Here is a 26,422-nt window from a genome sequence, read left to right as displayed (position 1 = left end):
ATCGTTGCATGACCACCCCGCACCTGGAGCCGCCGCACCCCACCTCCGCATCGGACGAGCCCCTGCGGTCCGATGCCACCGGCCGGGGCGCCGACGATCGCTTCTTCTCCTGGACGGCCGGGCTCGGTCTCCTGCGCAGCGACGGCTGGATCGGTGGTGTGGCCGCCGGCATCGCGGCGCGACTGCGCATCGATCCGTTGATCGTGCGCGGGATCCTCGTCGTCGTCGGCCTGTTCGGTTTCCCCGTCGTCTTCCTCTACGCGCTCGCCTGGGCCGTCCTGCCCGATGTGGACGGTCGGATGCCGCTGCAGGACGCTCTGCGACGCCAGTTCGAACCCGCGCAGGTCGGCATCGTCGGCCTCTTGCTGCTCGGGCTCATCCCACTCGGCCCGGGGCTGGTGTTCGTGGGCGGCATCCCCAGATGGATGCTGAGCCCAGGCCTGGGCGGCTGGTCGGCGCTGTCGGCGCTGTTGGTGGGCGTCGGGCTCGTGATCGCCGCGATCCTCCTTTTCATCATTCTGCGCGCGGCGCGGCACACCGCGCGCTCCGCCGACCCCGGGGTACCGACGACGCAGCCGATGGCTTCCGCTGACGTCGAGTCCCCGGACACGTCCGCCGCCGCGACCGGTTCGGGTCCGGTCGCCGCCGCGGACCCGCAGGGGACGGGTGCCGCCGGCTTCGCGGCATCCGCCCCTGCCCTCTCCCCCGACGACGACGCCTACGCCGCCTGGCGCGAGCAGCATGCGGCGTGGAAGGTGCAGGACGAGGCGTGGCGCCGCCAGCAGCAGGATGCCGGTCGAGCGGTCCGCGAACAGGCCCGCCGCGAGCGTCAGGAGCGTGCCGCCGCGTTCGCCGCGGACGCCGCAGAGCGCCGCCGCATCCGCCGGCTGACGAGGCCGCGGACGCCGCTCGCCTATGTCGCCGTCGTCATCGGCATCGCGCTCATCGCGGGGACGGCTACCGCGCTCTCGCAGCACGACGCCCTCGCGGCGGCGCGCGGCCTGTTCATGGCGGCCCTCGTGCTCGGACTGTCGATGGTCGTGGGTGGCGTGCTGCGGCGCCGCAGCGGCTTCCTCGCCTTCGCCACGGTCATGACGCTGTGTGCAGCCGGCGTGGCCTCGGCAGTGCCGGTCGTTCAGACGCTCCACATCGGCAGCTATTGGCTCGCGGCGGGTGACACGTCCCAACCCGGCGCATCGGCATCCGACCCGTTCGTGCAGACGTGGGGCGACCTCGTCATCAGCGCCCAGAACACCGGTGTCGACGGCGCCACCTTCGTTCAAAAGAAGTCGGGGACCACACAGGTCCTGTCCGAGCCTTTCGACAACGCCCCGCGAATCGACGTCGAGATCACGACCCGTGATGCCGCCGTCAATGGGGTCAGCGTCGACGGGAGGGGCGACTACTCCTCCTCCCGGCTCGACGACATCGAGGGAGTCACATCGGCTCGGCTCCCGGACGGCCGCATCCGCTACACGGCCGCATTCGGCGACCCCGACGCCCGCACACACCACCGGATCGTCATCGAACAAGACAGCGGATTCATCTCCCTGATGCAACCTGTGCTCACCCCCACCACCGGAGGATCCCGATGAACGACGTCGACACCACGGCCGAGATGTTCCCACCATCCCCCACTGCCGAAGAGAGCACAGCGCCCGAATCGCCGCCGCATCCGCGCATCCGCTGGGCCGGCATCGTGTGGGGCTTCGTGCTGGCGGCCGTCGCGGCAACCGGGCTCGCCGTGACCTGGGGACCGACGCGCCTGGACGACCTCGCGACGGTCGTCCCGCAGCTGACGGTGTCGACAGTGGTCGCCGCCGCCCTGATGACGCTCGGCGCGCTCGCACTGATCACCGGGCTCGTGGGGCTCCTGCGCCGCGGCCAGCGCGCTGCGGCCCGCGGTAGGAAGTAGCGGCTCGCACGCGTCAGAATGGACGCATGCGCACGATCCTCAACATCATCTGGATCATCTTCGCGGGCTTCTGGCTCTTCGTCGGCTACGTGGTCGCGGGCGTGCTGTTGTGTATCCCGATCATCACCATTCCGTGGGCGATCGCGTCGTTTCGCACCGCGGGCTACGTGATCTGGCCGTTCGGGCGCACGATCGTCCCGAAGCCGACCGCCGGCGTCGGCTCGTTCCTCGGCAATGTCGTGTGGCTGATTCTGGCCGGCTGGTGGCTGGCCCTCGGCCACCTCTTCAGCGGCATCGCACTGTGCATCACGATCATCGGCATCCCGATGGCGATCGCCGACTTCAAGATGATCCCCATCTCGCTCATGCCGCTCGGCAAGGACATCGTGTCGACGCGCCAGGGCGCGTTCGACCGCACCCTGTGAGTCGGCGGATACCGCGCCCACCGCAGTCACACACGGACACATAACGAAACCGCAGGACACACCCCTAGGAGCTCCTGCGTCGGCGGGTTAGCGTGGGCTCGTCCCCGTCACCGAGAACTCCTCTGGAGGATGTCAACGGACAGGACATCGCGGCGATCCGGGCGGTCCCGGGCACCGGTTCATACCCGGGTGCGTTGCGGGTTCGACTCCCGCCGTCGCGTCGACGTCGAACCGCTCCCGTCCTCCCCGCGCTTTCGCAGGTGCACGTCCTACTCTCGGCACATCCGGCATCCGCATCCGTCGGCGCGAGGAGGCTCCCATGCGTAGAACCCCGATCCTGGCCGCGTTCGCCCTGGCGACGCTCGCCCTCACCTCGTGCAGCACCGGCGGCGCCGGTCCGGCCGCTGGCCCCTCGGCATCCGAATCGAGCCGACCTCCGCTGCAGACCACGACGCCGGGCCCGATCGCCCCGTCTGGTCCGGCGGTCACCGTGCCGCAGAGCCGGTGGGATGCGCTGGTCGCCGACCTCGCCGCGCGCGGCGTGACGGGCACACCCGAACTGGTCTCGTCCGAGGCGGTGACCTTCAACGACGGCTCGCTCGGCTGCGCCGCACCCGGCCAGTCGTACACGCAGGCCCAGATCGACGGCATGCGCGTCGTGGTCTCGGTCGACGGCAAGAACTATGACTATCGCTTCGGCCAGGGCGCCGAAGCCAAGCTCTGCGGCGGCTGATCACGCCACGCACGAAGAGGGGGTGGATGCCGTGGCATCCACCCCCTCTTCGCGTCGGGCTACTTCTTCAGCGGGACCAGCAGCGCCTCATCGGCACCGGACTGGTTGTCGAGAACAACGACCATCGATCCGAGGGGCTTCTGCGCCTCGATCTGCTTCGCGTTGAAGGTGACGTCCACGCTCGCCGACCCGCGCTTGGGCACGGTGGCGAACTGCCCGTTGCTGATCGCCGGGGCGGCCGGGTCGTACGTCGCCCACCCGTCGACCGCATCCGACGCGTCATTCGGAGCGTGCGTCTGGGCGGTGTAGGAGAACGGCCCGGTGATGCCGAGGGCGCTGGCGGGCACCGGCATCAGCAGCGTGCTGCTGTCGGTCGGCGCCTGGGTGAGGAACCCCGCCGCGGCAGTCTCCTTCGTCTTCGCGTTGACGATGAACACCTCCGACAGCCCGTTGGTGTCGCCGTTGCGCACGGCACCCGAATCGGCCGACATGACGATCCAGTCGGCCTGGCCGTCGCGGTCGGTGTCGATCAGGATGTCGTACTCGTTCGCGGCCGCGTTCGACCACCGCTGGTGCATGTTCATCGCGAACACCATCAGGGTGTCGTCGCCGTCCGGGAATGACTGCACGCCCACAGCACGGATGTCGTAGCCGGTGTCGGCGAGCGTCTTGCTGGCATCCTTCGGGTCGGACAGACCCCACGTGTACACGTCGGCCCCGGCCGGCAGCGCGCCGGCGAGGTTGCGCAGCGTCAGCTTCTTGGTGCCGTCGGCGACCTTCTGCTTACCGCTGAACCAGGGTCCGTTCATCGTGGCCTTCACGGTGCTGTTGGCGCGCGGCACCAGCAGGTAGGGCACCCGCAGTGTCGAGTCGGCCGCGCTCAGCACGATGTCGCCCGAGATCTCCGAGAACGCGAACTGGTCGGCCGCCCCTACCGAGCTCGGCACGTCCTTCGCCGCCGCGGCGACGATGAGGAGCACCTTGGCCGTGCCGCCGGCCGGAACGGTGACCGTCCGGTTCGACAGGATGATGCGTGCCTTCTGCGACTGCGCCGAGGGGGCGGTCGAGACGTCGTAACGCACCGCCGTCGGGCCGTCGTTGCGGATCGTCACCGTCTTGACCCCGCCGAAGCCGAGCGCCGACTCCTGGAAGCCGAAGCTCAGCGCAGACTCGCGCGCCCAGCCGCTCTCCGTGCGGAATGCGTCGCCCGTCGCGGTGACGGTGGTGCCGACGGCCTGCGCCGCGTCGACCAGACCCACACCACCGAGGGTGAGGCTCTGGCCAGCCACCTTGTCCGGATCGGCGGTCGATACGACGGATGCCGCGATCTGCGGAGCCGTCCACGAGGGGTGCGCCTCGGCCGACAGAGCGGCAACACCGGCGACGTGCGGAGCCGCCATCGACGTCCCCGACAGGATCGAGGGGCCGTTGCCCGTCCCGACACCGGCCGACGCGATCGAGACACCGGGGGCGGCGACATCGGGGCTGATGGCGCTGTCGCCCGAGCGCGGGCCCGAGGAGCTGAACGAGGCGTACCCGCGGAAGCCGGGGTTGGCGATCTGCGTGCCGACCATGCTCGCGGTGGCGCCGGCGGCGAACGCGGGGCCACTCGACGAACGCACCCCGAGGAACGGGATGGTCAGGTCGAAGGGCTCGCCGGTGTCGGCGTTGGAGGTGACGGGACCTTCATAGGGCGGCAGGTCGTCGGTGTTGTTCACCATCACGACGGCCGCGGCTCCGGCCTGCTGGCCGTAGATGGCCTTCGCGACGCGGGCGCACGACCCGCGGTCGACCACGGCGAGCTGCTTACCGTCCGGAACGACACCCGCGGCGGTGAACGCGGCGGGCGAGCAGCCGAGGGCGTTGTCGCCGGTGAGGCGCACGACCGTGAGATCGCCGATGCCCTCGAGCGAGGCGCCGTTGGCGTTGATCGCCTCGACGGCGGTGCCGCCGACCGTGACGGTCGCACCGGGGAAGCCCTCAGCGCTGTCGACAGCCGAGACCGAGATGACACCATCGCCCGTGCCCGGCGAACCGGTCAGGTACGGGTTGTGGCCCGCGTTGCCCGACGAGGCGACGACCACGACGCCGGCGCCCACCGCGTTTGCAGCGGCCACAGCGTCCGGGTCGTCTGCACGACCGAACGACGAACCGAGCGACATGTTCACGACGTCCATGCCGTTTTCGACCGCCCAGTCGAGGGCGGGAACGACGACATCGGTCGATCCCTCGCAGCCGAACACGCGCACGGCGTACAGGTCGACCTGCGGCGCGACGCCCGGCCCGACACGGAAGGTGTTCGAGGGGGTGTTCGTGTCGTACGGACCGGGGTAGGTCGAGCCGTCGGCGAGCACGCCCGAGCCGCCGGTGGTGCCCGCGACGTGCGAGCCGTGGCCGTTGCAGTCGAGCGGGTTGTCATCGGGGTGCGGCACCGGCTGGTAGGCGTCGCTGTTGGGGTCGGCGTTGTAGTCGTCGCCGACCAGGTCGATGCCGCCCTTCACGCGCGGGGCGTTCGGGCCGTACATCGTCGGGTCGGCGGGCTGGGCGGAGGTGGCTTTGGCCGCGTCGAACGCGGCGACGGTACCCGGACCGCCGAACGTGGCGTGGGTGTAGTCGATGCCGGTGTCGATGATCGCGACCTTGACGTTCTGACCGGTGTATCCGGTGCTCTCCCACACCTGCGGCACGCCGAGGAACGGCACCGATACCGCGTTGTCGACCGCGTACGTGCGCACCGGGTGCACGGCGACGACGTTGGGCATCGATGCGATCGCGTCGAGTTCGCTCGCCGGCACCGCGGCCTGCAGGCCGTTGTACGCCGACTGCATCTCGGCCTGCACCGTGCCGCCCTTGTCTTCGATGGCGGCGCTCACCGGCTGCTGCGCGTCCTTGAGTCGACCCTTCACGTCGCCGCGCTCGCCCTCGCTCAGCTCGCGGCCCTGCTCGGCCTCGACGACGGCGACGGGGTCGCCGCTCATCTCGACGACCACGGTGACGAGGCCGTCGGCGCCGATCGCGGCCGAGGTGAACGAGGTCGAGACCTTGCCCTCGGATGCCGCGGTCAGAAACCGCGACGAGGGATCACTGCCGTCAGGAGCTGCCGCGTACGCGGCAGCGGAGGGAAGGAGCAGCGCCATCGCGCCGGCTGCAGCCAATATGCGTCGTCGCACAGGGGGGACCGCCTTTCGTGCAGGGGGGTGCCGCATCGGGGTATGACGCGGCTGTATGGAGGCTATGCACCACCTGCGAGAGGCGAAAGATGGATGAGAAGATCCTCATCCGGCCAGCGGCTCGACTACGCGATGCGGGTGCCCGGCGGCAGCGCACGTGCCGGCGTGCGTGTACGTATCCATGCCCACCACAACAGGAGCGCCGCGAGCACGAGCTGCACCCCGAGGCCCACGAACCAGCTGGGCACGGTGCGGTCGATGACCTCCCTCGGGGAGAGCCTGTCGTCGGTGTCGTCCAGGTACGTCTTCGGGTCGCAGTTGTCCCAGCGCTGTTCGAGCGCGGGGGGAATCTGCGCCGATCGCACCCCGTACTTCAGCGACCCGAAGAGATCGTCGGGGTAGCCGTAGGCGTTGTACGTCGTGGGGGTGGCGTCGCCGAGGACGACGAAGGGGTTCGCGGCCAGCATCCACCAGACGTAGTCGAAACGCGGCACGCGCGTGGTCGTCACCTGCCAGTCGTCGCAGACCATCTGCGCCGGGTCGTCCCCGCACTCATGCGCGCCGTCCCGGCACAGCGGGGCGCCATCGGGCCCCGCTTCGTAGGAGCGCGTCGTGGAGGTTCCCTCGCTGGCCACGGCCGAGCCGATGAGGCCGAACCCGAGCGGAGTGCCGATGGCGAGCGCGGCGACCACGAGATACGTCGTTGCGACCGAGAACAGCGGGCGCGCGAGCACACCCGATATCGCTACGCCGATCGCCGCGATCACACCGGTCTCCACGATGAGCACGAGCAACGAGATCACGACCGTCAACGGCTGCACACCGCCCGCGAACGTGGCGATCACCAGGAACGGCGCCGCGACCGCGGAGAACGCGAGACCCGTGATCCACCCGGCGACGAACTTGCCGAAGAGGATCTCGCCGGTCGTGGCGAGCGTGACCTGCACGGGCGCGAGGGTTGCGGCATCCCGATCGCCGTTGATGCTGTTGCCGCTGAGCGTCGGCGACACCAGCAGCACGAGCAGCAGCGTCACGTAGACGACGACCGAGAACACGCCCGGTCCGCTGCTGCCCCAGCCGCCGTAGGAGAGGAAGGCCAGCGCCGTCACACCGATCAGGATCAGTGCGAACACTCCCAGCAGCACGTACCACGACACGGTGCGCACACGCTGCAGCAGTTCGAGTCGCGCGATCGTCCACAGGCGCGCGGCGCTCATGAGCGGTCTCCTTCGAGATCGAGGAAGGTGTGTTCGAGCATTCCGGTCGCGGCCGCGAACTCGGCGACGGGCAGGCCCGCCGCGACGAGAGCCGCGAGGGCGGATGCCGCGTCGCCGTCGCTCGCGAACGAGACGAGCACCTCGCGGCGATCGATGGGGATGAGCGCGGCGTCGAGCCCGAGCGTCTGGGCAACCGGCAGCACGGCGGCCGTCGCATCACGGTCGGCGAGCCGGATGCGCCATGTGCGCAGGCGCCCCGCGGCGGCCGCGACGCGCTCGCTGCTGACGGTGGCACCGTCGACGAGGAAGACGGCGTCGTCGACGACCTCTTCGAGTTCGGAGAGGATGTGGCTGGAGAGAAGGATCGCGCGGCCCTCGCTCGCGAGGCGGCGCAGCAGCACGCGCAGATCGATGCGGGCCTGCGGATCGAGGCCCGATGCCGGCTCGTCCAGCAGCAGCACCCGCGGATCGTGAACGAGAGCGCGGGCAAGGCCCAGCCGCTGCTTCTGCCCGCGAGAGAACACGCGCGCGGGAGAATCGGCGAGCGCGCGCAGCCCGACCTCGTCGAGAAGACGCTCAGCACCGGCGCGCGCGTGCTCCGGCTCGAGGCCGTACAGGCGGCCGGTCATGACGAGAGTCTCCCGCGCGGTCAGCGACGGCCACGCGCCGAGCGCATCCGGCATCCATCCCAGGATGGCGCGCGCCGCCGCCGGATCGGCGACGGGATCGACGCCGCCGATGCGGATGCTGCCGGCATCCGGCGCCAACAGCGACGCGAGCATGAGCAGCAGCGTCGTCTTGCCCGATCCGTTCGGTCCGACGAGGCCGGTGACGGCGCCGGCGCGGGCTTCGAGAGAGACGTCGCGCACCGCCTGGACCGGTCCGAACGAGCGGCGCACTCCGGTGACGACGATGCCGGGGAGGGTCATGCCCTCACCCTATGGGCTGACTGTGCCCCCGCCCAGACGCACACGGCGGACGTTCAAACGCCACGCTCAGCGGAAGAAAGCGACTCCGAGATCGGCGTGGTCGACGAAGACACCGTCCACCGCGGCATCCGCGATGATCCGCCACTCGCTCGCGTAGTCACCGAACTGCGCGGGGGCATCGCCGCGCTGGAACGCCGGCAGCAGGAACGCATTCTCGGGGCGGCAGGTCCAGGTGAACGCGAGCAGACCCCGGTCGTGGGCGTCGGCGACGACGCGCGACGGACCGGTCGGGCGCCCCCGTTCGTCGGGAGCGAGGATCATTTTCTTGTCGACGCTGATGCCGTCGACCTCGCCGACGAGGCGATCGAGCCCGGTGGGGCTCACCTGCTCTCGATAGGTGGGCGCCGCCTCTCCCTGCGCCGTCCGCAGATCGACCGCGGTACCGTCCGACTCGAGCAGATAGATGAAGGTGCCCCGGATGCCACGCCCGCGGAGGTCAGTGAGAACGGTCTGTTCGAAGGACTCCACGTACAGCGGCAGGATGCCGTCGGCCCACCCGGCGGCGCGGAGCTCCGCGGCAAGAAGACCTGCGACGTCGATGCCGAGGCCGGTGAAGAAGGTCGCGTGTTTGACCTCGAGCACCACTCCTATCCGGCGGCCCTGGTCGCGCGAGGCGCTGCGCACGAGATCGAGGAGATCACGCAGACGCAGCGGCGGCTCGGTGTCGTCGAAGGCGGCGCTGGCCGGACGCAGCAGGGGGACGCGCTCCCGACATCGCAGCGTCGCCAGCTCGTCCCACGTGAAGTCCTCCGCGAACCAGCCGGTGTGCGGGGCGCCGTCGACGGTCTTCCTCCTTCGACGGCTGGCGAACTCCGGGTGATCGGCGACGTCGGTCGTGCCGCCGATCTCGTTCTCGTGGCGGACGACCGCCACCCCGTCGGAGGTGAAGACGACGTCGGGTTCGACGGCGTCCACGCCCTGTTCCAACGCCAGCGCGTAAGAGGAACGGGTGTGCTCGGGGCGGTACCCCGGAGCGCCGCGATGACCGATGACCAGGGGGCGGGCGAAAGCCATGAAAACAGCGTAACGAGCCGTCCGCGCGGGCGCTCCGGGCGGCTTCACAGCAGCGACACAGCCAGCGCCTGACGCCGCGTCGTAGCTGTCCGATAGCCTGATATCCACAGCACCTCGCTGTGCACCACATCGGTGCACCCCTATGGAGTGGAAAGAGACCATGGCCTCCGGCAACTTCGCATTCAACAATCCGGCCTTCCAGGAGCAGCGCCCCGGCCTCACGCCGCCGGCCGCACAGCAGCCCGGCGCCCAGACGGGCTACGCCGCCACGTCGCACCAGGTGACGGACGCCGCGGTGAACGCGCAGCTCGAAGGCGCTTTCGCCGCACCGACCGCCGCGTCGCACCAGACGGGACGCATGACCGTCGAAGACACCGTCGCCAAGACGGTCGGCCTGTTCGCGATCCTCCTCGTCACAGCCGTCATCGGCTGGGTGTGGACGCTCGGCGGCGCCTTCTCGCCTGACGACGTCGCCCGGCGTTCGCAGATCACGATCGTGCCGTGGATCATCGGCATGCTCGGCGGCTTCGTGCTCGCGATGATCGTCTCGTTCACGTCGCGCAAGAAGATCCGCCCCGCGCTGATCTTCGGCTACGCGGCGTTCGAAGGACTCTTCGTCGGTGGCATCTCCGCATACTTCGAGTTCATCTGGCCCGGCATCGTCATGCAGGCGACCCTCGCGACGTTGTCTGTCGTCGGTGTGACGCTGGCGCTGTTCGCCAGCGGCAAGGTCCGCGCGAGCGCCCGCGCGACCAAGATCTTCATGATCGCGATGATCGGCTACCTGGTCTTCGGCCTCCTGAACCTCGTCCTGATGATGTTCGGCGCGGCGGGAACGGGTGGGGCGTTCGGGCTTTACAGCAACGTCAAGATCGCCGGCATCCCGCTCGGCCTGATCATCGGGGTGCTGGTGGTCATCATGGCGGCGTACTCGCTGGTTCTCGACTTCGACCAGATCCAGCAGGGGGTGCGCAACGGCGCGCCTCGCGAGTTCGGCTGGCTCGGCGGCTTCGGCATCATGGTCACGGTCGTCTGGCTCTACATCGAGATCCTGCGCATGATCGCGATCCTGCGCGGCAACAACTGACGCGCAGCGCATCCGCGCACGAAGGCCCGTCCGGCTCGCGCCGGGCGGGCCTTTCGCATGTCCCGGCTGCCCCGCAACCGCGCCGAGACTGGCGGCCCACGACGCGCCAGGGCCGCCCGCCGCAACGACGGATGCCGGGACCCGAGGGCAATCCCCGTGATCCCGGCATCCGGTCAGATCACTCCCACTCGATGGTCCCCGGGGGCTTGGACGTCACGTCCAGCACGACCCGGTTGACCTCGCGGACCTCGTTGGTGATGCGGTTGCTGATCTTCGACAGCACGTCGTACGGCAGGCGCGTCCAGTCGGCGGTCATCGCGTCTTCGCTCGACACCGGACGCAGCACGATCGGGTGTCCGTACGTGCGGCCGTCACCCTGCACGCCCACCGAGCGGACGTCGGCAAGCAACACGACCGGGCACTGCCAGATCTCGCCGTCGAGGCCCGCCTTCGTCAGCTCTTCGCGAGCGATGGAGTCGGCGTCACGCAGGATCTCGAGACGGTCAGCGGTGACCTCACCCACGATGCGGATGCCGAGGCCGGGCCCCGGAAAGGGCTGACGCGCGACGATCTCCTCGGGGAGCCCGAGCTCCCGTCCGATCGCGCGCACCTCATCCTTGAAGAGGGTGCGCAGCGGCTCGACGAGCTCGAACTGGAGGTCTTCCGGCAGGCCGCCGACATTGTGGTGGCTCTTGATGTTGGCCGTACCCGCACCGCCGCCGGATTCGACGACGTCGGGGTAGAGCGTGCCCTGCACGAGGAAACGGATCGGCTCGCCCTCGGCGGCGGCCTCGGCGACCAGGTCGGCCTGCACCTTCTCGAAGGCGCGGATGAACTCGCGGCCGATGATCTTGCGCTTCTGCTCCGGGTCGCTGACGCCGGCGAGGGCGTTCAGGAACGTCTCGCGGGCGTCGACCGTGATCAGGCGCACGCCGGTGGAGGCGACGTAGTCGTTCTCGACCTGTTCGCGCTCGCCTTTGCGGAGGAGCCCATGGTCGACGAAGACGGCCACCAGCTGGTCGCCGACGGCCTTGTGCACGAGCGCCGTGGAGACGGCGGAGTCGACGCCGCCGGACAGCGCCGAGAGCACGCGACCGGTGCCGACCTGGGCGCGAATGCGGTCGACCTGCTCGGCGATGACGTTGCCGCTGTTCCAGTCGGCCGCGAGACCCGCGGCCTTGTGCAGGAAGTTGACGATGACGTCCTGACCGTAGTCGGAGTGCTTCACCTCGGGATGCCACTGCACGCCGTAGAAGCACTTCTCGTCGCTGCCGAAGGCGGCGACGGGCGTGGCGGCCGTGGAGGCGAGCACCTCGAAGCCGACGGGAGCGGTGGCCACCTGGTCGCCGTGGCTCATCCACACGTTCTGCTGGGCGGGCTGACCGCCCAGCAGCACGCCCCCGTCGTTCGCGACGACGGCATCCGTTGCGCCGTACTCACGCAGACCGGTGTTCGCGACCTCGCCGCCGAGCTGCTGCGCCATCACCTGGAAGCCGTAGCAGATGCCGAGCGTCGGCACCCCGAGCTGCAGCACGCCGGGGTCGAGCGACGGAGCACCCGGCTCGTACACCGACGACGGACCGCCGGAGAGGATGATCGCGACGGGATTCTTCGCCTCGACCTCGGCGGCGGTGACGGTGTGCGGCACCAGCTCGCTGTACACGCCGGCCTCGCGAACCCGACGCGCGATCAGCTGCGCGTACTGAGCTCCGAAGTCGACGACGAGGACGGGACGCTGAGCGGTCTCGGTCTGGGTGGTCACCGGCTGCCTTCCGTGGCGGGAATCGAGGAGGAGGTTTCGTCGGCCTCGCGCTGGACGAGGTACGCCCGCACCTCGCGCGCGACGCGCGCCTCCATGAAGAACGACAGGAGTGGGACGATGCCGCCGAGGGCGAGCACGATGAACCGCACAAAGCCCCAGCGCATGAGGCTCCACACCCGGAAGCACGCGAAGAGGTACACGACGTAGAACCAGCCGTGGGCGATGAGGATCCCCGTCGAGAGGTTGACGGCCCCGCCGGTCAGGTCGTTACCGGCATCCAGGGCGGCGGGATGCAGCCAGAACGCTCCACCGGCTCCACCGGCGAACAACTCGTAGCCGAGGCCGTATTTGATGACCATCTCGGCGCACAGCAGCAGCAGCATGACACCGGTGATCACCGAGGCGATCTGGTAGAACCGCAGAGCCCCTCGGATCGCCGGGAACGTGGCGAGTTTGGGCTGAGGCATGCCGTCAAGTCTAGTCGGCGCGCTACGCCGGATCGGCGGCCTGCGCCTCCTCCAGCGCCTCGACCTCCTTCTCCCACGCGTCGCGGGCCAGGCGGTACCACATGTAGAACGCGAAGCCCGCGAAGATCGCCCATTCGGCGGCGTAGAAGATATTCAGCCAGTTGACGCTGGAGCCCTCGTCGGGGGCGGGTGAGTCGATCGCGACCAGTCCGCCTACGAGCGGCTCACCGGCGTCCGCGACGAGGTACGGGCGGTACACCGCGAGCTCGTCGGTACCGTGCCACCAGCTCAGCAGCGCTGCGGGCGACATGCGGGTCATCTCGGTCGACGCCGCGCCGCGCGGCGGTGCGAGCGGACCCTCGTCGGCGATGAGACGCCCGGTGAGGGTGAGCGCGCCGCCGGGATCGGCGTTGAGGGTGGATGCCGCGGCATCCGCGACTGCACGATCAGCGGTCCACCCCACCGCGACGGCGAGCGAGGTGGGCGCGGCGGCGACGGTACGGAACTGACCGGTGACCCAATAGCCCTGCTGGCCGTCGTTGAACCGGGACGACACGACGAGGAAGTCACCGGAGACGAACGAGCCCGAGACGTCGACCCGCTGACCAACGAGCGGTTCAGGCAGGTAGGCGCCCGGGGCGACGACGTCGTCGATGGCCCGCACCTGCTCCGTCGCGCCGGGAACCGGCGGCGAGGTGTCGATGGCGCGGCCCAGCTGCCACTGACCGAGCCAGGCGAAGATCGCCGCCACCAGCAGCGCGAACGCCAGCATGCCGATCCACCACGGACGCAGCATGACCTCCCGCAGCGTCGGCGGGAACGGCTCCGCGGTCATCGACCTGCCGGGTACGGGGCGACGACGACCTCGACGCGCTGGAACTCCTTGAGGTCGGAGTAGCCGGTGGTGGCCATCGACTTCTTGAGCGCACCGATCAGATTCGCAGTACCGTCGGCGACCGGGGCCGGGCCGTAGAGGATCTCCTCGAGCGGGGCGACCTGGCCGACCTCGACCCGCTTGCCGCGCGGCAGCTTGGTGTGGTGCGCCTCGGGGCCCCAGTGGTAGCCGCGGCCGGGGGCATCGGTCGCGCGCGCCAGGGCGACGCCGAGCATGACGGCATCCGCCCCCATAGCCAGCGCCTTGACGATGTCGCCCGACGTGCCTACTCCGCCGTCGGCGATGACATGCACGTACCGTCCGCCCGACTCGTCGAGGTAGTCACGACGGGCACCGGCGACGTCGGCGACCGCGGTCGCCATCGGCGCGTGGATGCCGAGGGTCGCCCGGGTGGTCGACGCCGCTCCCCCGCCGAAACCGACGAGCACGCCGGCCGCGCCGGTGCGCATGAGGTGCAGCGCCGCCGTGTACGTGGATGCTCCGCCGACGATGACCGGCACGTCGAGGTCGTAGATGAACTTCTTGAGGTTCAGGGGCGCGTCGACGCTCGACACATGCTCGGCCGAGACGGTCGTGCCGCGGATGACGAACAGGTCCACGCCGGCGGCGACGACGGTCTCGTACAGCTCCTGGGTGCGCTGCGGGGTGAGCGAGCCCGCGACGGTGACACCGGCGTCGCGGATCTCGGAGAGACGGTCGCGCACCAGCTCGGGCTTGATCGGCTCGGCGTAGAGCTCCTGCATACGGCGGGTCGCCTCGGATGCCGGCAACGCCGCGATCTCGGCGAGCAGCGGCTCGGGATCGTCGTAGCGGGTCCATACGCCCTCGAGGTCGAGCACGCCGAGGCCGCCGAGCTGGCCGAGCATGACCGCAGTGCGCGGGCTCATGACCGAGTCCATCGGGGCTCCGAGCACCGGGATCTCGAAGCTGAAGGCGTCGATCGACCACGCCGTCGACACGTCTTCCGGGTTGCGGGTGCGCCGCGACGGCACGACCGCGATGTCGTCGAACGCGTAGGCGCGGCGGGCGCGCTTGGCGCGGCCGAGCTCGATCTCCATGGTCACCCCCTCAGCCTACCCGCCGCGCTCCGACCCCCGCCGAGCCGATCGCCGGTCTCGGGGCATCGCGTGTGACGGCAGGATGGACGCAGACGGAGGGAGCGAGATGACCAGGCGCATCGTGATCGTCGGGGGCGGAGTGATGGGGCTCGCGGCGGCCTGGCAGCTCGTGCGCCGTGGCGAGCGTCCGGTCGTGCTCGAGCGGTTCGCGCGCGGCCACCAGGAGGGCGCATCCCACGGCGAGACCCGCAACTTCAACAACGCGTACGGCGATGCGCACTACCTCGACCTGCTCGTGCGCGCACGGGAGGGGTGGGACGCACTCGGCGAGGTAGACGGTGAGCCGCTGCTGCGGCTGCACGGTCTCGTCTCGCACGGATCCGGTGCGGCCCTCGGCAGCGGGTCGGGGCTCGCGCTGTCCGCGATCGCGGCGGAGCTGGCAGCCCGCGGCATCCCCGCCGAACTGCTCGACGCGGTCGACGCGGCACGGCGCTGGCCGGGCATGCGCTTCGACGACACCGCACTGTTCTCCCCCGATGCCGGCGTCGCCCGCGCCGCGGCGGCGTTGCGTGAGCTCGAGCGGCGCGTCGTCGCCGGTGGCGGACAGGTCCGCTGGAACACCCGTGTGCGGGCGATCTCGCCAGACGCCGACGGCGCCGACATCGTCACCGATGCCGCGACGCTCCGCGCCGACGTGGTCATCGTCGCCGCCGGCGCCTGGACGCAGCAGCTGCTCGCGACGGCAGCGGATATCCGACTGCCGCGCCTTCGCGTGACCGAGGAGACCCCCGCGCACTTCTCCCCGGAGCTGCCGGACCTCTGGCCCTCGTTCAACCACTTCGTCGTACCAGGCTCACAGCCCGCGAACGTCTACGGCATGCCGACACCGGGCGAGGGGGTGAAGGTCGGATTCCACGGCATCGGCGACGAGGTCGATCCCGACCACCGACCGCACCGCCCTGTGCTGCAGCGCGAACTGCGCGACTACGTGCGGGAGTGGATGCCGGGACTCGATCCCGATTCCGCCGTGCCGATCTCCTGCACCTACACGTCGACGCCGACCGAGGCATTCGTCCTCGACCGCGTCGGAACGATCGTCGTCGGGGCGGGCTTCTCCGGACAGGGGTTCAAGTTCGCGCCGGGTGTGGGTGCGACCCTCGCCGACCTCGCCCTCGACCCGGCGGCGCGGGCGGCGGCGGCGTTCCGTCTGGCATCCGCCTGAGCGCACGACGTCGGCGCGCCGTCAGCGTGCCCGCGCGACGCGCTTCTCATCCCACACCGGTTCGTCCGCCTCGATGACGTTGCCGTCGGCGCTGAACACGACGAAGCGGTCGAACGAGCGCGCGAACCACCGGTCGTGGGTGACGGCCAGCACCGTGCCCTCGAACCGCTGCAGCGCGTCTTCGAGAGCTTCCGCCGAGACGAGGTCGAGGTTGTCGGTGGGCTCGTCGAGCAGCAGCAGGGTGGCACCCGACAGCTCGAGCAGCAGCACCTGCAGACGGGCCTGCTGCCCGCCGGAGAGGCTCTCGAAGGGCTGCTCGGCCTGGCGCACCAGACCGTAGCGATCGAGCGCCGAACTCGCCGCATCGCGCGGCATGCCGGGTCTGCGGTCATCTCCGCGATGGAGGATGTCGAGCAGGGTGCGGCCCGCGAACTCCGGATGCCGGTGGGTCTGAGCGAACCACCCCGGAGTCACCCGTGCGCCGAGCACAGCGCGGCCGGTGTGAGCGACCGGTTCGAGCGCGGCGCCCACTTCGGTGACGTGGCCGAGCAGCGCATCGGGATCCGTGCCGCCGCGGGCGAGCAGGCGCAGGAAGTGCGACTTGCCCGATCCATTGGCGCCGAGCACGGCGACGCGGTCGCCGAACCACACCTCCAGATCGAACGGCTTCATCAGCCCGGTGAGTTCGAGGCGCTCGGCCACGACGGCCCGTTTGCCCGTGCGCGCTCCGCGCAGGCGCAGGTCGAGGCTCTGCGCGGGAGGGCGCTCTTCGGGCGGCCCGGCATCCTCGAAGCGGCGCAACCGCGTCTGGGCGGCACGGTAGCGCGAGGCGAACTCGTCGCTGGCGGCCGCTTTCGCCTTCATGTCGGCGACGAAGCGCTGCAGCTTGAGGTGCTGTTCGTCCCAGCGACGGCGCAGTTCGTCCAGTCGGGCCATGCGGTCATCGCGGGCGGCATGGTAGGTGCCGAAACCGCCGCCGTGCACCCAGGCGGTGCTGCCGGCGCCGCCGATCTCGAGCGTGACGATGCGGTCGGCCGCCCGCGCGAGCAGCTCGCGATCGTGCGAGACGAGCAGCACCGTCTTCGACGTCTCGCGCAGCCGCTCCTCCAGCCAGCGTTTGCCGGGAACGTCGAGGTAGTTGTCGGGCTCGTCGAGCAGCAGCACCTGATCGGGTCCGCGCAGCAGCGCCTCCAGCGCGAGCCTCTTCTGCTCGCCGCCCGACAGCGTGGTCAGCTCGCGGAAGCGGGCGCGGGCGAACGGCACGCCCAACGCCGCGATCGTGCACGTGTCCCAGACCGTCTCGTACTCGTAGCCCCCGGCCTCGGCATAGTCGGCGAGCGCCGCGGCGTAGCGCATCTGCGTGTCGAGGTCGTCGCGGTCGATGATGGCCGCCTCGGCATCCTCGAGCTCGCTCGCCGCCCTGGCGACGCGCGAAGGCGCGACGGAGATGAGGAGGTCGTGGATGGTCTGACCGGCGTCGCCGTGTCCGACGAACTGGTCCATAACGCCGAGGCCGCCGTCGATCGTGATGGCCCCCGAGCGCGGAGCGAGTTCGCCGCGGATGAGGCGCAGCAGCGTCGTTTTGCCGGCACCGTTCTGCCCGATGAGGGCGGTGGTCTTGCCATCCGCAACCCGGAACGTGACCTCGTCCAGCAGCGGCCGCCCGTCGGGCAGCACGAACGAGACGGCAGAGATGTCGATGTAGCCCACGATGGGTCCTTCCGCCCCCGCCGCGTCGCGGGCGCAGAGCCGATCAGCTTATCGGGTCGGCGCGAGGCTGCGCGAACGGTGCAGAATGCGGCGAACTCCGCATCCGATCGCGACGTTGGATGCGGAGTTTGCGAGAACCCGCGGAGTTCGTACGCGCCGGCGGATGCCGCGGCATCTCCTCCCACGATCTAGACGGACGGCCTGTCGTGGAACCCCGCGGCCAGTGCACGGCGGATCGTGCGCTCGACACCGGCTGCGTCGTGCACAACCTGCGCATACGAGAATCGGAGCACGGTGTAGCCGCGCAGGCGCAGCTCCGCATCGTGCGCGATGTCCTTCGAGCGCTGTGCGGACGACGAGTGATGCGCCCATCCGTCGATCTGGATCACGAGCCACTCGCCGACGAGCACGTCGACGGGCCTTCCGGCGAGGTAGACCTGCTGACGCACGCGAACACGCAGGCGCTGCAACGGCCGGCACACCAACACCTCGAGCCCTGAGTCGGCCAGCCCGGTGACCTCGGCGGCCAGCTCGACCGCCGTGGGCGTAACCCATCGAACGGCGCGGAGCGCTTCGGGTGCGAGCTGTTCGACCCGGGTCGCGCTCTCCCAGATGACGAGCGCGGTCTCGGGCGGCTGGCACACGGCGATGTGCGCGAGGGCATCCTCGACTGTGGCCACGAGCGACCGTCCAACGGGCGCGATCGGCCGCGTCCAGTGAGCAATGCCGTCCCACGGGGCACGCGGACCCGTCGACCCCGGCGGAAAGTGCAGGTGCACCTCGTCGAGAACGCCCTCCGGCATCCACCATCCGTGTCGCCGCGCGAACGACGTGCATGTGAGGCGGCCACCCCAGCGGGCCGCCGCGCGCAGATCGGCCGGTGCTTCCGGGGATACAAACCAGGCGCGACGGTACAGCTCGATCTCCCCGGCACGGACGGCCGCCCGCAGCAGGAGATCGCTGTACCCCTCGCGTCGGAGCTGATCCCGGTGCAGCGCGGTCCCCCGAAGGCGATCGGACACGGAAGCGAGGCGCATCCCGGCATCCTGTTGTCTGGGCGAGGGACGGATACCGCTCCCCGCGCGCCCGTGGACAATCCGACCCCGGCCGGCGGCTGGGGAGGAGGCGATGAACTCCGCAGAAAACGGCGTACTCCGCATCCGATCATGGAGATGGATGCGGAGTACGCAAAGATCTGCGGAGTTCGTGCGGGCAGAAAGACCTTCCACGCAGCGGATGCCGCGCGGCGGGCTACTTCTTGTAGTTAGGGGCCTCGACGACGATCTGCACGTCGTGGGGGTGGCTCTCCTTGAGGCCGGCGGCGGTGATCCGTACGAACTTGCCGCGGGCCTTGAGCTCGTCGATCGTGCGGGCGCCGACGTAGAACATCGACTGCCGGAGGCCGCCGACCAGCTGGTACGCGACGGCAGAGACGGGGCCGCGGTACGCGACCTGGCCCTCGATGCCCTCGGGGATCAGCTTGTCGTCGCTGGGGATGTCGGCCTGGAAGTAGCGGTCCTTCGAGTACGAGGTCTTCTTGCCACGGGTCTGCATCGCGCCGAGCGAGCCCATACCGCGGTAGAGCTTGAACTGCTTGCCGCCCTGGAAGACGATCTCTCCCGGCGACTCGTCCGTGCCCGCCAGTAGCGAGCCGAGCATGACGGTGTCGGCACCGGCGACGAGTGCCTTGGCGATGTCGCCGGAGTACTGCAGGCCGCCGTCGGCGATGACCGGGATGCCGGACTCGCGCGCCGCCTGATAGGCCTCCCAGATCGCGGTGACCTGGGGAACGCCGACACCGGCGACGATGCGGGTCGTGCAGATGGAACCCGGACCGACGCCGACCTTCACGGCATCCACGCCCGCATCGATGAGCGCCTGCGCGCCCTCTCGGGTCGCGACGTTGCCGCCGATGACGTCGATGTGCGCGAACGACTCGTCGGCTTTGAGCCGGCGCACCATGTCGATGACACCCTGCGACTGACCGTTGGCCGTGTCGACGACGATCACGTCGACACCCGCGTCGCGAAGCGCCTCGGCACGCTCCCACGCATCGCCGAAGAAGCCGATCGCCGCTCCTACCCGCAGACGCCCCTGATCGTCCTTCGTGGCCAGCGGGTACTTCTCGCTCTTGTCGAAGTCCTTGATGGTGATGAGGCCCGCGAGCTTGCCGTCGTCGTCGATCAGCGGGAGCTTCTCGACGCGGTGCTGCGCGAACAGGGCGATGACCTCGTTGGCGCCGATGCCGACGCGACCGGTGACGAGGCCCTCGCTGGTCATGACGTCGCGGACCTTGGTGCTCTGGCGCTCGAAGCCCGAGACGAAGCGCATGTCACGGTTGGTGATGATGCCGAGCAGTCGTCCTTCGTCATCGATGACCGGCAGCCCCGAGATGCGGTACTGACCGCACAGCGTGTCGACTTCTTCGATGGTCGCGTCGGGCGTGGTCGTGATCGGATCGGTGATCATGCCCGACTCGCTGCGCTTGACCTGATCGACCATAGCGGCCTGCTCGGCGATGGCGAGGTTGCGGTGCAGGATGCCGAGGCCACCCTCGCGGGCCATCGCGATCGCCATGCGCGCTTCGCTCACGGTGTCCATCGCGGCGGACAGCAACGGCGTGGCGACCGTGATGCGACGGGTGACCCGAGACGACGTGTCCGCCTCGGAGGGGATGACATCGGTGTGCCCCGGCAGGAGGAGCACGTCGTCATAGGTCAGTCCGACGAAACCGAACGGGTCGTTGTGCTCCACGTGCTCTCCTGTTATCTCGCGCGCGCGAATCGCGGGTGTACCGATTGTAAGTCGACACCGGGCCGCCGCATTCCGTGGCCGTTGCGTGACCGTCCAGCCCTTGACGCGGCGCGACATCTGAGGGAGCGTTTCCCCGACGCAACAATGCGCCGCCGACGACGTGCCGAGGAGGGGACGAGGTCGTCTCCTCACGAAACACGCGTGACATCTAGGGGTCGTAGCCTCGACCCCACTAACGAGCGGTCGCCCACGGCCGCCGCCGACACCTGACTGGAGTGCAATGCTCGTGCCTCTCGCGCGACCCGAGGTCTCCCCACGTCGAAGCACTGCCGTGCTCGCCTGCCTCTTGCTCGCTTTTCTCGCTCTGCTCGGCGTGCTCCTGCCCGCGCAGTCCGCCGCAGCGGCGGATGCCTGTGCTGCCAACGAGACCACCGCCTGCGTGCAGGGCACGATCCGCCAAAGCGACGGCTCGCCCGCCACCGGAGTGGAGCTGACGATCGCCGGCCCCGGCGTCGGATCGGCAACGACGACCAAGACCGACAGCGCCGGCCGCTGGGTCTTCGCCGTCACGGCGTCCGGCACGTACACCGTGAAGGTGGATGCCGCGACGCTCGCCGACGGGCAGTACGTCGACGGCGCCGACTCCCGCGAGGTGGCGGTGACGCTGCGCTCCGACGCGTCGGCGATCTTCAAGCTCTCCAACAGCCCCGACGGCGCCGCGGCGAGCGCGAGCTCGTTCGACTGGCAGCGCTTCTGGCAACAGTCCGCGCAGGGCATCCGTCTGGGTCTGCTGCTCGCACTCGCCTCGCTCGGACTCTCGTTGATCTTCGGCACGACCGGGCTCAGCAACTTCGCCCACGGCGAGCTCGTCACGATCGGCGGCGTGCTGGCCTGGTTCCTCACGTCGCTGACCGGAAACCTCTGGATCGGCGGAACGCTGGCCGTCATCGTCATGGCCGGTCTCGGCTGGGTACAGGATGCCGGCTTGTGGAAGCCGCTGCGGCGACGGCGGCTGAGTCTCACGCAGATGATGATCGTCTCGATCGGTCTGTCGATCGCGCTGCAGTACGTCGTGCAGCTGTGGATCGGCGCCGGCACGGTGCGCATCGACCGGTCGAACCCGACGACGGTGACGCTGCTCGGAGTGACTCTCACGATCCAGTCGTATGTCGCCATGGGCATCGCGATCGTGGCGATCGCCGCGGTCGGGCTCGGCCTCATGTACACGCGCTTCGGCCGCGCCACCCGCGCGGTGTCCGACAACCCGGCGCTGGCCTCGGCGTCGGGCATCGACGTCGACAAGGTCATCCGCGGCGTCTGGATCCTGGCGTCCGGCCTCGCCGGCCTCGCCGGCGTACTGCTGGGCCTCGTACTGAACGGCGTCGGGTGGGAGACGGGTGGCCAGCTGCTGCTGCTGCTGTTCGCCGCGGTCACCCTCGGTGGCCTCGGCACCGCGTTCGGCGCCTTCGCCGGCGCGATGGTGATCGGCCTCATCGTCGAGCTCACCAACATCTGGCTGCCGGGCGACCTCAAATACGCCACCGCCCTGGCACTGCTCATCGTCATCCTGCTGTTCCGGCCGCAGGGCATCTTCGGCCGCGCCGAGCGAGTCGGCTAAGGGAGAGGGCCATGGACTTCTGGATCACGCTGCTTCAGCAGCTCACCGAAACCGCGATCGCACCCGTCACGGCGGCGTATGTCATCGCCGCCATCGGACTCAACATCCACTTCGGATACACCGGCCTGATGAACATGGGCCAAGCAGGCTTCATGCTCCTCGGCGCGTACGGATTCGCGATCACCGTCATCAACGGGGGCGGGTTCTGGCTCGGCGTTCTCGTCGCTATCCTCGCCTGCGTCGTGTTCGCATTCGTGCTCGGCATCCCGACGCTGCGACTGCGCGGCGACTACCTCGCGATCGTGACGATCTGTGCGGCGGAGATCGTCCGCATGGTCGGTCGCCTCGCCGCCCTCGCCGACGTGACGGGCGGATCGACCGGCCTCGTCGGCCCGGAGTACCGCGGCGCATTCACGGAGCTATCGTTCCTGCCGCCGGGGACGACCCAGTTCCTCTGGTTCACCTACCCCAACACCGACCCGGGTTCGGGCAACGACTGGTGGACGCGCCTCGTGGCGTGGGGCCTCGTCCTCATCGCGCTGCTGTTCACCTGGCTCGCGATGCGCAGCCCCTGGGGGCGCGTTCTCAAGGGCATCCGCGAAGACGAGGATGCCGTCCGCAGCCTCGGCAAGAGCTCGTACTCCTACAAGATGCAGGCCCTCATCATCGGCGGTGTGCTCGGCGGTATCGCCGGCATCCTCGTGGTGCTGCCGGCGTCGGTGCAGCCGGACGGCTTCGGCAGGCCGCTGACCTTCAACCTGTGGACGATCATGCTCCTCGGTGGCGCCGCGACGATCTTCGGTCCGCTGCTCGGCGCGATCATCTTCTTCGTCGTGCGCATCGCGATCGTGCAGATCGCCGGCGAGTACATCCCCACCTCGATCCTCAACACGCAGCAGACGCAGTGGCTGTCGTGGGTGCTGATCGGCGTGGCATTGATGCTGCTGGTGATCTTCCGACCACAAGGCATCCTCGGCAATAAGAAGGAGTTGAGCTTCAATGCCTGACCAGACCGCCGACCGCGCTGTGCCCACCCCGACCGAGCCAGGCGCCATCACACAAGCCATCCGCTCGACGCTGCTGAACGTGGCCGAGACGCCCGGCTCGGCCAAGCCTGACCCGATTCTGGTCGTCGACAACATCGTGCGCCGCTTCGGCGGCATGACGGCCGTCGATGTGGGCCACCTGGAGGTGCAGCGCGGTGCGATCACCGCGCTGATCGGCCCGAACGGTGCCGGAAAGACGACGTTCTTCAACCTGATCACCGGCTTCGACAAGCCCTCGTCGGCGAAGAAGCTCTTCGGCGGCCCTGCGGCCGACGACGCGGCGCGCTGGTCGTTCGATGGCCGCACGATGGTCAACACGGCGGCATCCAAGGTCGCCCGCGCCGGCATGGTGCGCACATTCCAGCTCACGAAAGCGCTGTCGCGCATGACGGTGCTGGACAACATGCTCATCGGGGCGAAGGGAAACCCGGGTGAGAACCTCGCCGTCGGGCTGATCAAGCCCCTCTGGGGCGCCGCCGAGCGGGCGAACATCGAGAAGGCCGAAGAGCTCTTGCAGCGCTTCAAGCTTGACACCAAGCGCGATGACATGGCCGGAAGCCTCTCGGGTGGCCAGAAGAAGCTGCTCGAGATGGCGCGGGCGCTGATGAGCGACCCGAAGATGATCATGCTCGACGAGCCTATGGCCGGCGTCAACCCCGCGCTCACGCAGAGCCTGCTCGAGCACATCCAGGCCCTGCGCAACGACGGCACCACGGTGCTGTTCGTCGAGCACGACATGCACATGGTGCGACACATCTCGGACTGGGTGGTCGTCATGGCCCAGGGCGAGGTCGTCGCCGAAGGTGACCCGGAGCGGGTCATGAAGAACCCCGCCGTGATCGATGCCTACCTGGGCGCGTATCACGACACGGATCTCGGCGACGACTCCGCCGTCACGACCGGCCTCATCCATCAGATCGAGGCCGAGGTCGAGGCCGAAGCCGAGCAGGAGGACGAAGAGAAGTGAGCATGCCATCCGCCGCTCCCGCGGCCGCACCCACCACCGCGACCCCGGTCGTGAAGGCCGACAGTCTCGTCGCGGGCTACCTGCCGGGCGTCAACATCCTCAATGACTGCACGCTCGAGGCCTACCCCGGCGAGCTCGTCGGCATCATCGGTCCGAACGGCGCGGGCAAATCGACCCTGCTGAAGGCGCTGTTCGGGCTCGTCACGGTGCGCACCGGCTCGGTGACGCTCGAGGGTCAGGACATCACCAACCAACGGGCCAACCAGCTGGTGCAGGCGGGAATCGGGTTCGTCCCGCAGACCAACAACGTGTTCCCCTCGCTGACGATCGAAGAGAACATGCAGATGGGCATGTTCCTGCGACCCAAGGACTTCCAGTCGCGCGTCGCCGAGATCTGGGAGCTGTTCCCGGTCTTGGGCGAGCGGCGCAAGCAGCGGGCCGGCTCGCTGTCGGGCGGTGAGCGCCAGTCTGTCGCGATGGCGCGCGCCCTGATGATGAAGCCGAAGGTGCTGCTGCTCGACGAGCCCAGCGCCGGCCTGTCGCCGGTGCGTCAGGACGAGACATTCATCCGTACGCGTGAGATCAACAAGACCGGCGTCACGATCATCATGGTCGAGCAGAACGCCCGCCGCTGTCTGCAGATCTGCGATCGCGCGTACGTCCTCGACCAGGGGCGCAACGCCTACGAGGGCACCGGACGCGACCTCGCGAAAGACCCGAAGGTCATCGAGCTGTACCTGGGAACGCTGGCCGCCGACGTCGACGCGACACACACCGACTGAGCGCACGTCCCCGTACGACAGAGCCCCCGCGTTAGGTGCGACGCGGGGGCTCTGTCGTGCGTAATGGTGCTGTCTGGTTGCCGCGGGGGTATTCGGGAGACCACGAACGAAGAGGGGCGGATGCCGCATGCGCAGCATCCGCCCCTCTTATATGAACCTCAGGTCAGCCGACCGAGCCCTGGATGGACTTCTGGAAGACGGGCGTGTTGTTCGCGTCGAACTTGTAGATGCCGATGAAGGCGCTCGACGGGTCGTTCTGATCGTTGAAGGCGCCGATGCCGGCCTTGCCCGCATACGAGATATCCTTGCCGCTCTTCAGCAGCGCAAGGCACGCGGCGAAGTCGGTGCACTTCTCACCGTTGCTGGCACCGGACACCGCAGCGAGGTTCGCCTGGATGGTCGGACCGTCGGTGCCCTTGCCCTTCTCCGCAGCCAGCGCGGCCAGCACGATGGCGTCGTAGGACTCGGGAGCGTACGAGAAGTCCTTCAGATCGGCGTTGGCCGTCTTCTTGTAGAAGTCGACCAGACGCTGCTTGAACTCCGGGTCGGGCTGTGCGCCGGGGATGGTGCCCTGCGCACCCGAGAGGGTGCCCGCCTCGAAGTCCTTGCTGTAGTCGGCCGTGTTGCCGTCGACGAGGTAGGTCTTCGACAGGTCGAAGCCCTGGGCCTTCAGCTCGGGCACGATCTGCTTGGTCTCGTCGAACGCGAGGATGACGATCGCGTCGGGCTTGGCGGCGATGGCCGCCGAGACCTCGGACGAGAAGGTCTTCTGACCGGGAGCGAACTCCTGACCCTTGCCCTTGGCGCCGTAGACGACCTCGGCACCGGCCTTGGTCACGGTGTCCTCGATGACGTCGCGCAGGCCCGTGCCGTATGCGTCGTTGAAGACGATGAAGGCGACCTTCTGCACGCCGTCACCGACGACGAGGTTGCCGAGGGCCGAGCCCTGCACCGTGTCCGGCGGAGCGGTGCGGAAGTAGTAGCTGGAGTAGCCCGAGAGCTTGGTCGCCGTGTTCGCGGGCGAGATCTGCACCTTGCACTTCGAGACGATGGTGTCGACGAAGTTCAGCGACACGCTGGAAGACTCGGCACCGAGCACGACCTGGGCATCGGACGAAGCGATCTGCGCGGCCGATGCGGTCGAGACCGACAGGTCGGACGACGCGCCCGAGTCGGTGATCGGACCCACCTTGATGGGCTGCGCGAGCACGCCGCCCGCAGCGTTGATGTCTTCGACAGCGAGGCCGTAGCCCGCCTCGGCCGGCGGGTTGAGGTAGGCCAGCGAACCGGTCTGCGGCAGGATCGTCGCGAGCGTCAACGGCCCGGTCGACGGGGTGCCCGGCTTGCAGGCGGCCGCGGGATCGGCCGAACCCGATGCGGTCGACATCGGAGCGGCCGACGTCGAGCCCGGGCTCGTGGTGGAACTCGAGCAGCCCGCGAGCGCGAGCGTTGCGGCGCCCGCGAGCGCGAGCGCAGCGACGAGCGCCTTGTTGCGATGAACCATAGGTTCTTCCCTTTCTTCGATGACATCGCGCGGCGCAAGAAGCCTCCGCGGTCTGGCTTGAACGGTAATCCCGCTGTGTCACCAGGA

At 69.3% G+C, this 26,422-nt stretch carries 22 protein-coding genes and 1 tRNA gene; 11 read left to right on the top strand and 12 right to left on the bottom strand.

Going from position 1 to position 26,422, the window contains the following annotated elements:
* Positions 1–8 precede the first annotated feature (8 nt).
* From ITJ43_RS05135 to ITJ43_RS05115, 5 genes are all read left to right on the top strand, one after another.
* Positions 9–1,595: a PspC domain-containing protein gene (locus ITJ43_RS05135; RefSeq protein WP_194582753.1), complete on the top strand. Its 1,587-nt coding sequence runs from the start codon at positions 9–11 to the stop codon at positions 1,593–1,595.
* A complete protein-coding gene (locus ITJ43_RS05130; protein WP_194582752.1) occupies positions 1,592–1,915 on the top strand; it encodes a hypothetical protein in 324 nt (107 codons plus the stop codon). The genes ITJ43_RS05135 and ITJ43_RS05130 overlap by 4 nt, the downstream gene beginning before the upstream one ends.
* A 26-nt stretch (positions 1,916–1,941) precedes the next feature.
* On the top strand, positions 1,942–2,340 hold the full coding sequence (locus tag ITJ43_RS05125) for a YccF domain-containing protein (protein ID WP_194582751.1): 399 nt from the start codon (positions 1,942–1,944) through the stop codon (positions 2,338–2,340).
* A 148-nt stretch (positions 2,341–2,488) separates the two neighbouring features.
* Positions 2,489–2,561, top strand: a tRNA-Met gene (locus ITJ43_RS05120).
* Between the two features lie 98 nt (positions 2,562–2,659).
* A complete protein-coding gene (locus tag ITJ43_RS05115) occupies positions 2,660–3,073 on the top strand; it encodes a hypothetical protein (RefSeq protein ID WP_194582750.1) in 414 nt (137 codons plus the stop codon).
* Positions 3,074–3,132: 59 nt separating this feature from the next.
* Here the strand turns inward: ITJ43_RS05115 and ITJ43_RS05110 are convergent, their stop codons facing one another.
* The 4 genes from ITJ43_RS05110 to ITJ43_RS05095 all read right to left on the bottom strand — a co-directional run bounded on the left by ITJ43_RS05110 (position 3,133) and on the right by ITJ43_RS05095 (position 9,463).
* The gene (locus tag ITJ43_RS05110) at positions 3,133–6,210 is read right to left on the bottom strand and encodes a S8 family peptidase (RefSeq protein WP_228495479.1); all 3,078 of its coding nucleotides are present in this window, start codon (positions 6,208–6,210) and stop codon (positions 3,133–3,135) included.
* 158 nt (positions 6,211–6,368) lie between these two features.
* Positions 6,369–7,460, bottom strand: a complete 1,092-nt coding sequence (locus tag ITJ43_RS05105; protein WP_194582748.1) for an ABC transporter permease — start codon at positions 7,458–7,460, stop codon at positions 6,369–6,371.
* Positions 7,457–8,389: an ABC transporter ATP-binding protein gene (locus ITJ43_RS05100; protein WP_194582747.1), complete on the bottom strand. Its 933-nt coding sequence runs from the start codon at positions 8,387–8,389 to the stop codon at positions 7,457–7,459. Before ITJ43_RS05100 ends, ITJ43_RS05105 begins: the two co-directional genes overlap by 4 nt.
* 66 nt (positions 8,390–8,455) lie before the next feature.
* Positions 8,456–9,463 carry a glycerophosphodiester phosphodiesterase family protein gene (locus ITJ43_RS05095; protein WP_194582746.1) on the bottom strand — a complete coding sequence of 336 codons (1,008 nt, stop codon included), beginning with the start codon at positions 9,461–9,463 and terminating at the stop codon, positions 8,456–8,458.
* A gap of 160 nt (positions 9,464–9,623) precedes the next feature.
* Between ITJ43_RS05095 and ITJ43_RS05090 the strand changes: the two genes are divergently transcribed.
* Positions 9,624–10,550: a Bax inhibitor-1/YccA family membrane protein gene (locus ITJ43_RS05090; RefSeq protein WP_194582745.1), complete on the top strand. Its 927-nt coding sequence runs from the start codon at positions 9,624–9,626 to the stop codon at positions 10,548–10,550.
* Between the two features lie 178 nt (positions 10,551–10,728).
* Here ITJ43_RS05090 and guaA read toward each other — a convergent pair whose 3' ends face one another.
* From guaA to ITJ43_RS05070, 4 genes are read right to left on the bottom strand one after another with little or no spacing between them, the layout of a single operon-like run.
* Positions 10,729–12,312, bottom strand: coding sequence for a glutamine-hydrolyzing GMP synthase (gene guaA, locus ITJ43_RS05085; RefSeq protein WP_194582744.1), 1,584 nt, complete (start codon positions 12,310–12,312; stop codon positions 10,729–10,731).
* Entirely contained in the window at positions 12,309–12,779 is a 471-nt protein-coding gene (locus ITJ43_RS05080; RefSeq protein WP_194582743.1) for a DUF3817 domain-containing protein, read from the bottom strand. The genes guaA and ITJ43_RS05080 overlap by 4 nt, the downstream gene beginning before the upstream one ends.
* A gap of 22 nt (positions 12,780–12,801) precedes the next feature.
* Complete coding sequence (locus tag ITJ43_RS05075; RefSeq protein ID WP_194582742.1) at positions 12,802–13,614, bottom strand: SURF1 family protein; 813 nt, start codon at positions 13,612–13,614, stop codon at positions 12,802–12,804.
* Positions 13,611–14,732 carry a GuaB3 family IMP dehydrogenase-related protein gene (locus tag ITJ43_RS05070; RefSeq protein ID WP_194583177.1) on the bottom strand — a complete coding sequence of 374 codons (1,122 nt, stop codon included), beginning with the start codon at positions 14,730–14,732 and terminating at the stop codon, positions 13,611–13,613. Before ITJ43_RS05070 ends, ITJ43_RS05075 begins: the two co-directional genes overlap by 4 nt.
* A gap of 106 nt (positions 14,733–14,838) precedes the next feature.
* Between ITJ43_RS05070 and ITJ43_RS05065 the strand changes: the two genes are divergently transcribed.
* Positions 14,839–15,954 (top strand): FAD-dependent oxidoreductase, encoded by a 1,116-nt coding sequence (locus ITJ43_RS05065; protein WP_194582741.1) that lies wholly within the window; start codon positions 14,839–14,841, stop codon positions 15,952–15,954.
* A gap of 21 nt (positions 15,955–15,975) precedes the next feature.
* Here the strand turns inward: ITJ43_RS05065 and ITJ43_RS05060 are convergent, their stop codons facing one another.
* The 3 genes from ITJ43_RS05060 to guaB form a co-directional block, all read right to left on the bottom strand.
* Positions 15,976–17,664, bottom strand: a complete 1,689-nt coding sequence (locus ITJ43_RS05060; RefSeq protein ID WP_194582740.1) for an ABC-F family ATP-binding cassette domain-containing protein — start codon at positions 17,662–17,664, stop codon at positions 15,976–15,978.
* Between the two features lie 188 nt (positions 17,665–17,852).
* Positions 17,853–18,701, bottom strand: a complete 849-nt coding sequence (locus ITJ43_RS05055) for an endonuclease domain-containing protein (RefSeq protein ID WP_194582739.1) — start codon at positions 18,699–18,701, stop codon at positions 17,853–17,855.
* Positions 18,702–18,915: 214 nt separating this feature from the next.
* On the bottom strand, positions 18,916–20,418 hold the full coding sequence (gene guaB, locus ITJ43_RS05050; RefSeq protein ID WP_194582738.1) for an IMP dehydrogenase: 1,503 nt from the start codon (positions 20,416–20,418) through the stop codon (positions 18,916–18,918).
* Positions 20,419–20,698: 280 nt separating this feature from the next.
* On the opposite strand from guaB, the gene ITJ43_RS05045 reads away from it, so the two are divergent.
* Genes ITJ43_RS05045 through ITJ43_RS05030 form a run of 4 tightly spaced genes read left to right on the top strand, consistent with a single transcriptional unit; the run spans position 20,699 to position 24,831 of the window.
* On the top strand, positions 20,699–22,036 hold the full coding sequence (locus ITJ43_RS05045; protein WP_194582737.1) for a branched-chain amino acid ABC transporter permease: 1,338 nt from the start codon (positions 20,699–20,701) through the stop codon (positions 22,034–22,036).
* Between the two features lie 11 nt (positions 22,037–22,047).
* Entirely contained in the window at positions 22,048–23,043 is a 996-nt protein-coding gene (locus ITJ43_RS05040) for a branched-chain amino acid ABC transporter permease (protein ID WP_194582736.1), read from the top strand.
* Positions 23,036–24,049, top strand: a complete 1,014-nt coding sequence (locus ITJ43_RS05035; RefSeq protein WP_194582735.1) for an ABC transporter ATP-binding protein — start codon at positions 23,036–23,038, stop codon at positions 24,047–24,049. Before ITJ43_RS05040 ends, ITJ43_RS05035 begins: the two co-directional genes overlap by 8 nt.
* 2 nt (positions 24,050–24,051) lie before the next feature.
* Positions 24,052–24,831: an ABC transporter ATP-binding protein gene (locus ITJ43_RS05030; RefSeq protein WP_228495478.1), complete on the top strand. Its 780-nt coding sequence runs from the start codon at positions 24,052–24,054 to the stop codon at positions 24,829–24,831.
* 163 nt (positions 24,832–24,994) lie between these two features.
* Here the strand turns inward: ITJ43_RS05030 and ITJ43_RS05025 are convergent, their stop codons facing one another.
* Positions 24,995–26,335 carry an ABC transporter substrate-binding protein gene (locus ITJ43_RS05025; RefSeq protein WP_194582733.1) on the bottom strand — a complete coding sequence of 447 codons (1,341 nt, stop codon included), beginning with the start codon at positions 26,333–26,335 and terminating at the stop codon, positions 24,995–24,997.
* Positions 26,336–26,422 lie beyond the last annotated feature (87 nt).

The organism is Microbacterium sp. VKM Ac-2870 (assembly GCF_015350795.1).
In the GTDB taxonomy this organism is placed as follows: Bacteria; Actinomycetota; Actinomycetes; order Actinomycetales; family Microbacteriaceae; genus Microbacterium.
Note: the sequence above shows the minus strand (reverse complement) of the source record. Positions and strands in the feature narration are given on the sequence as shown.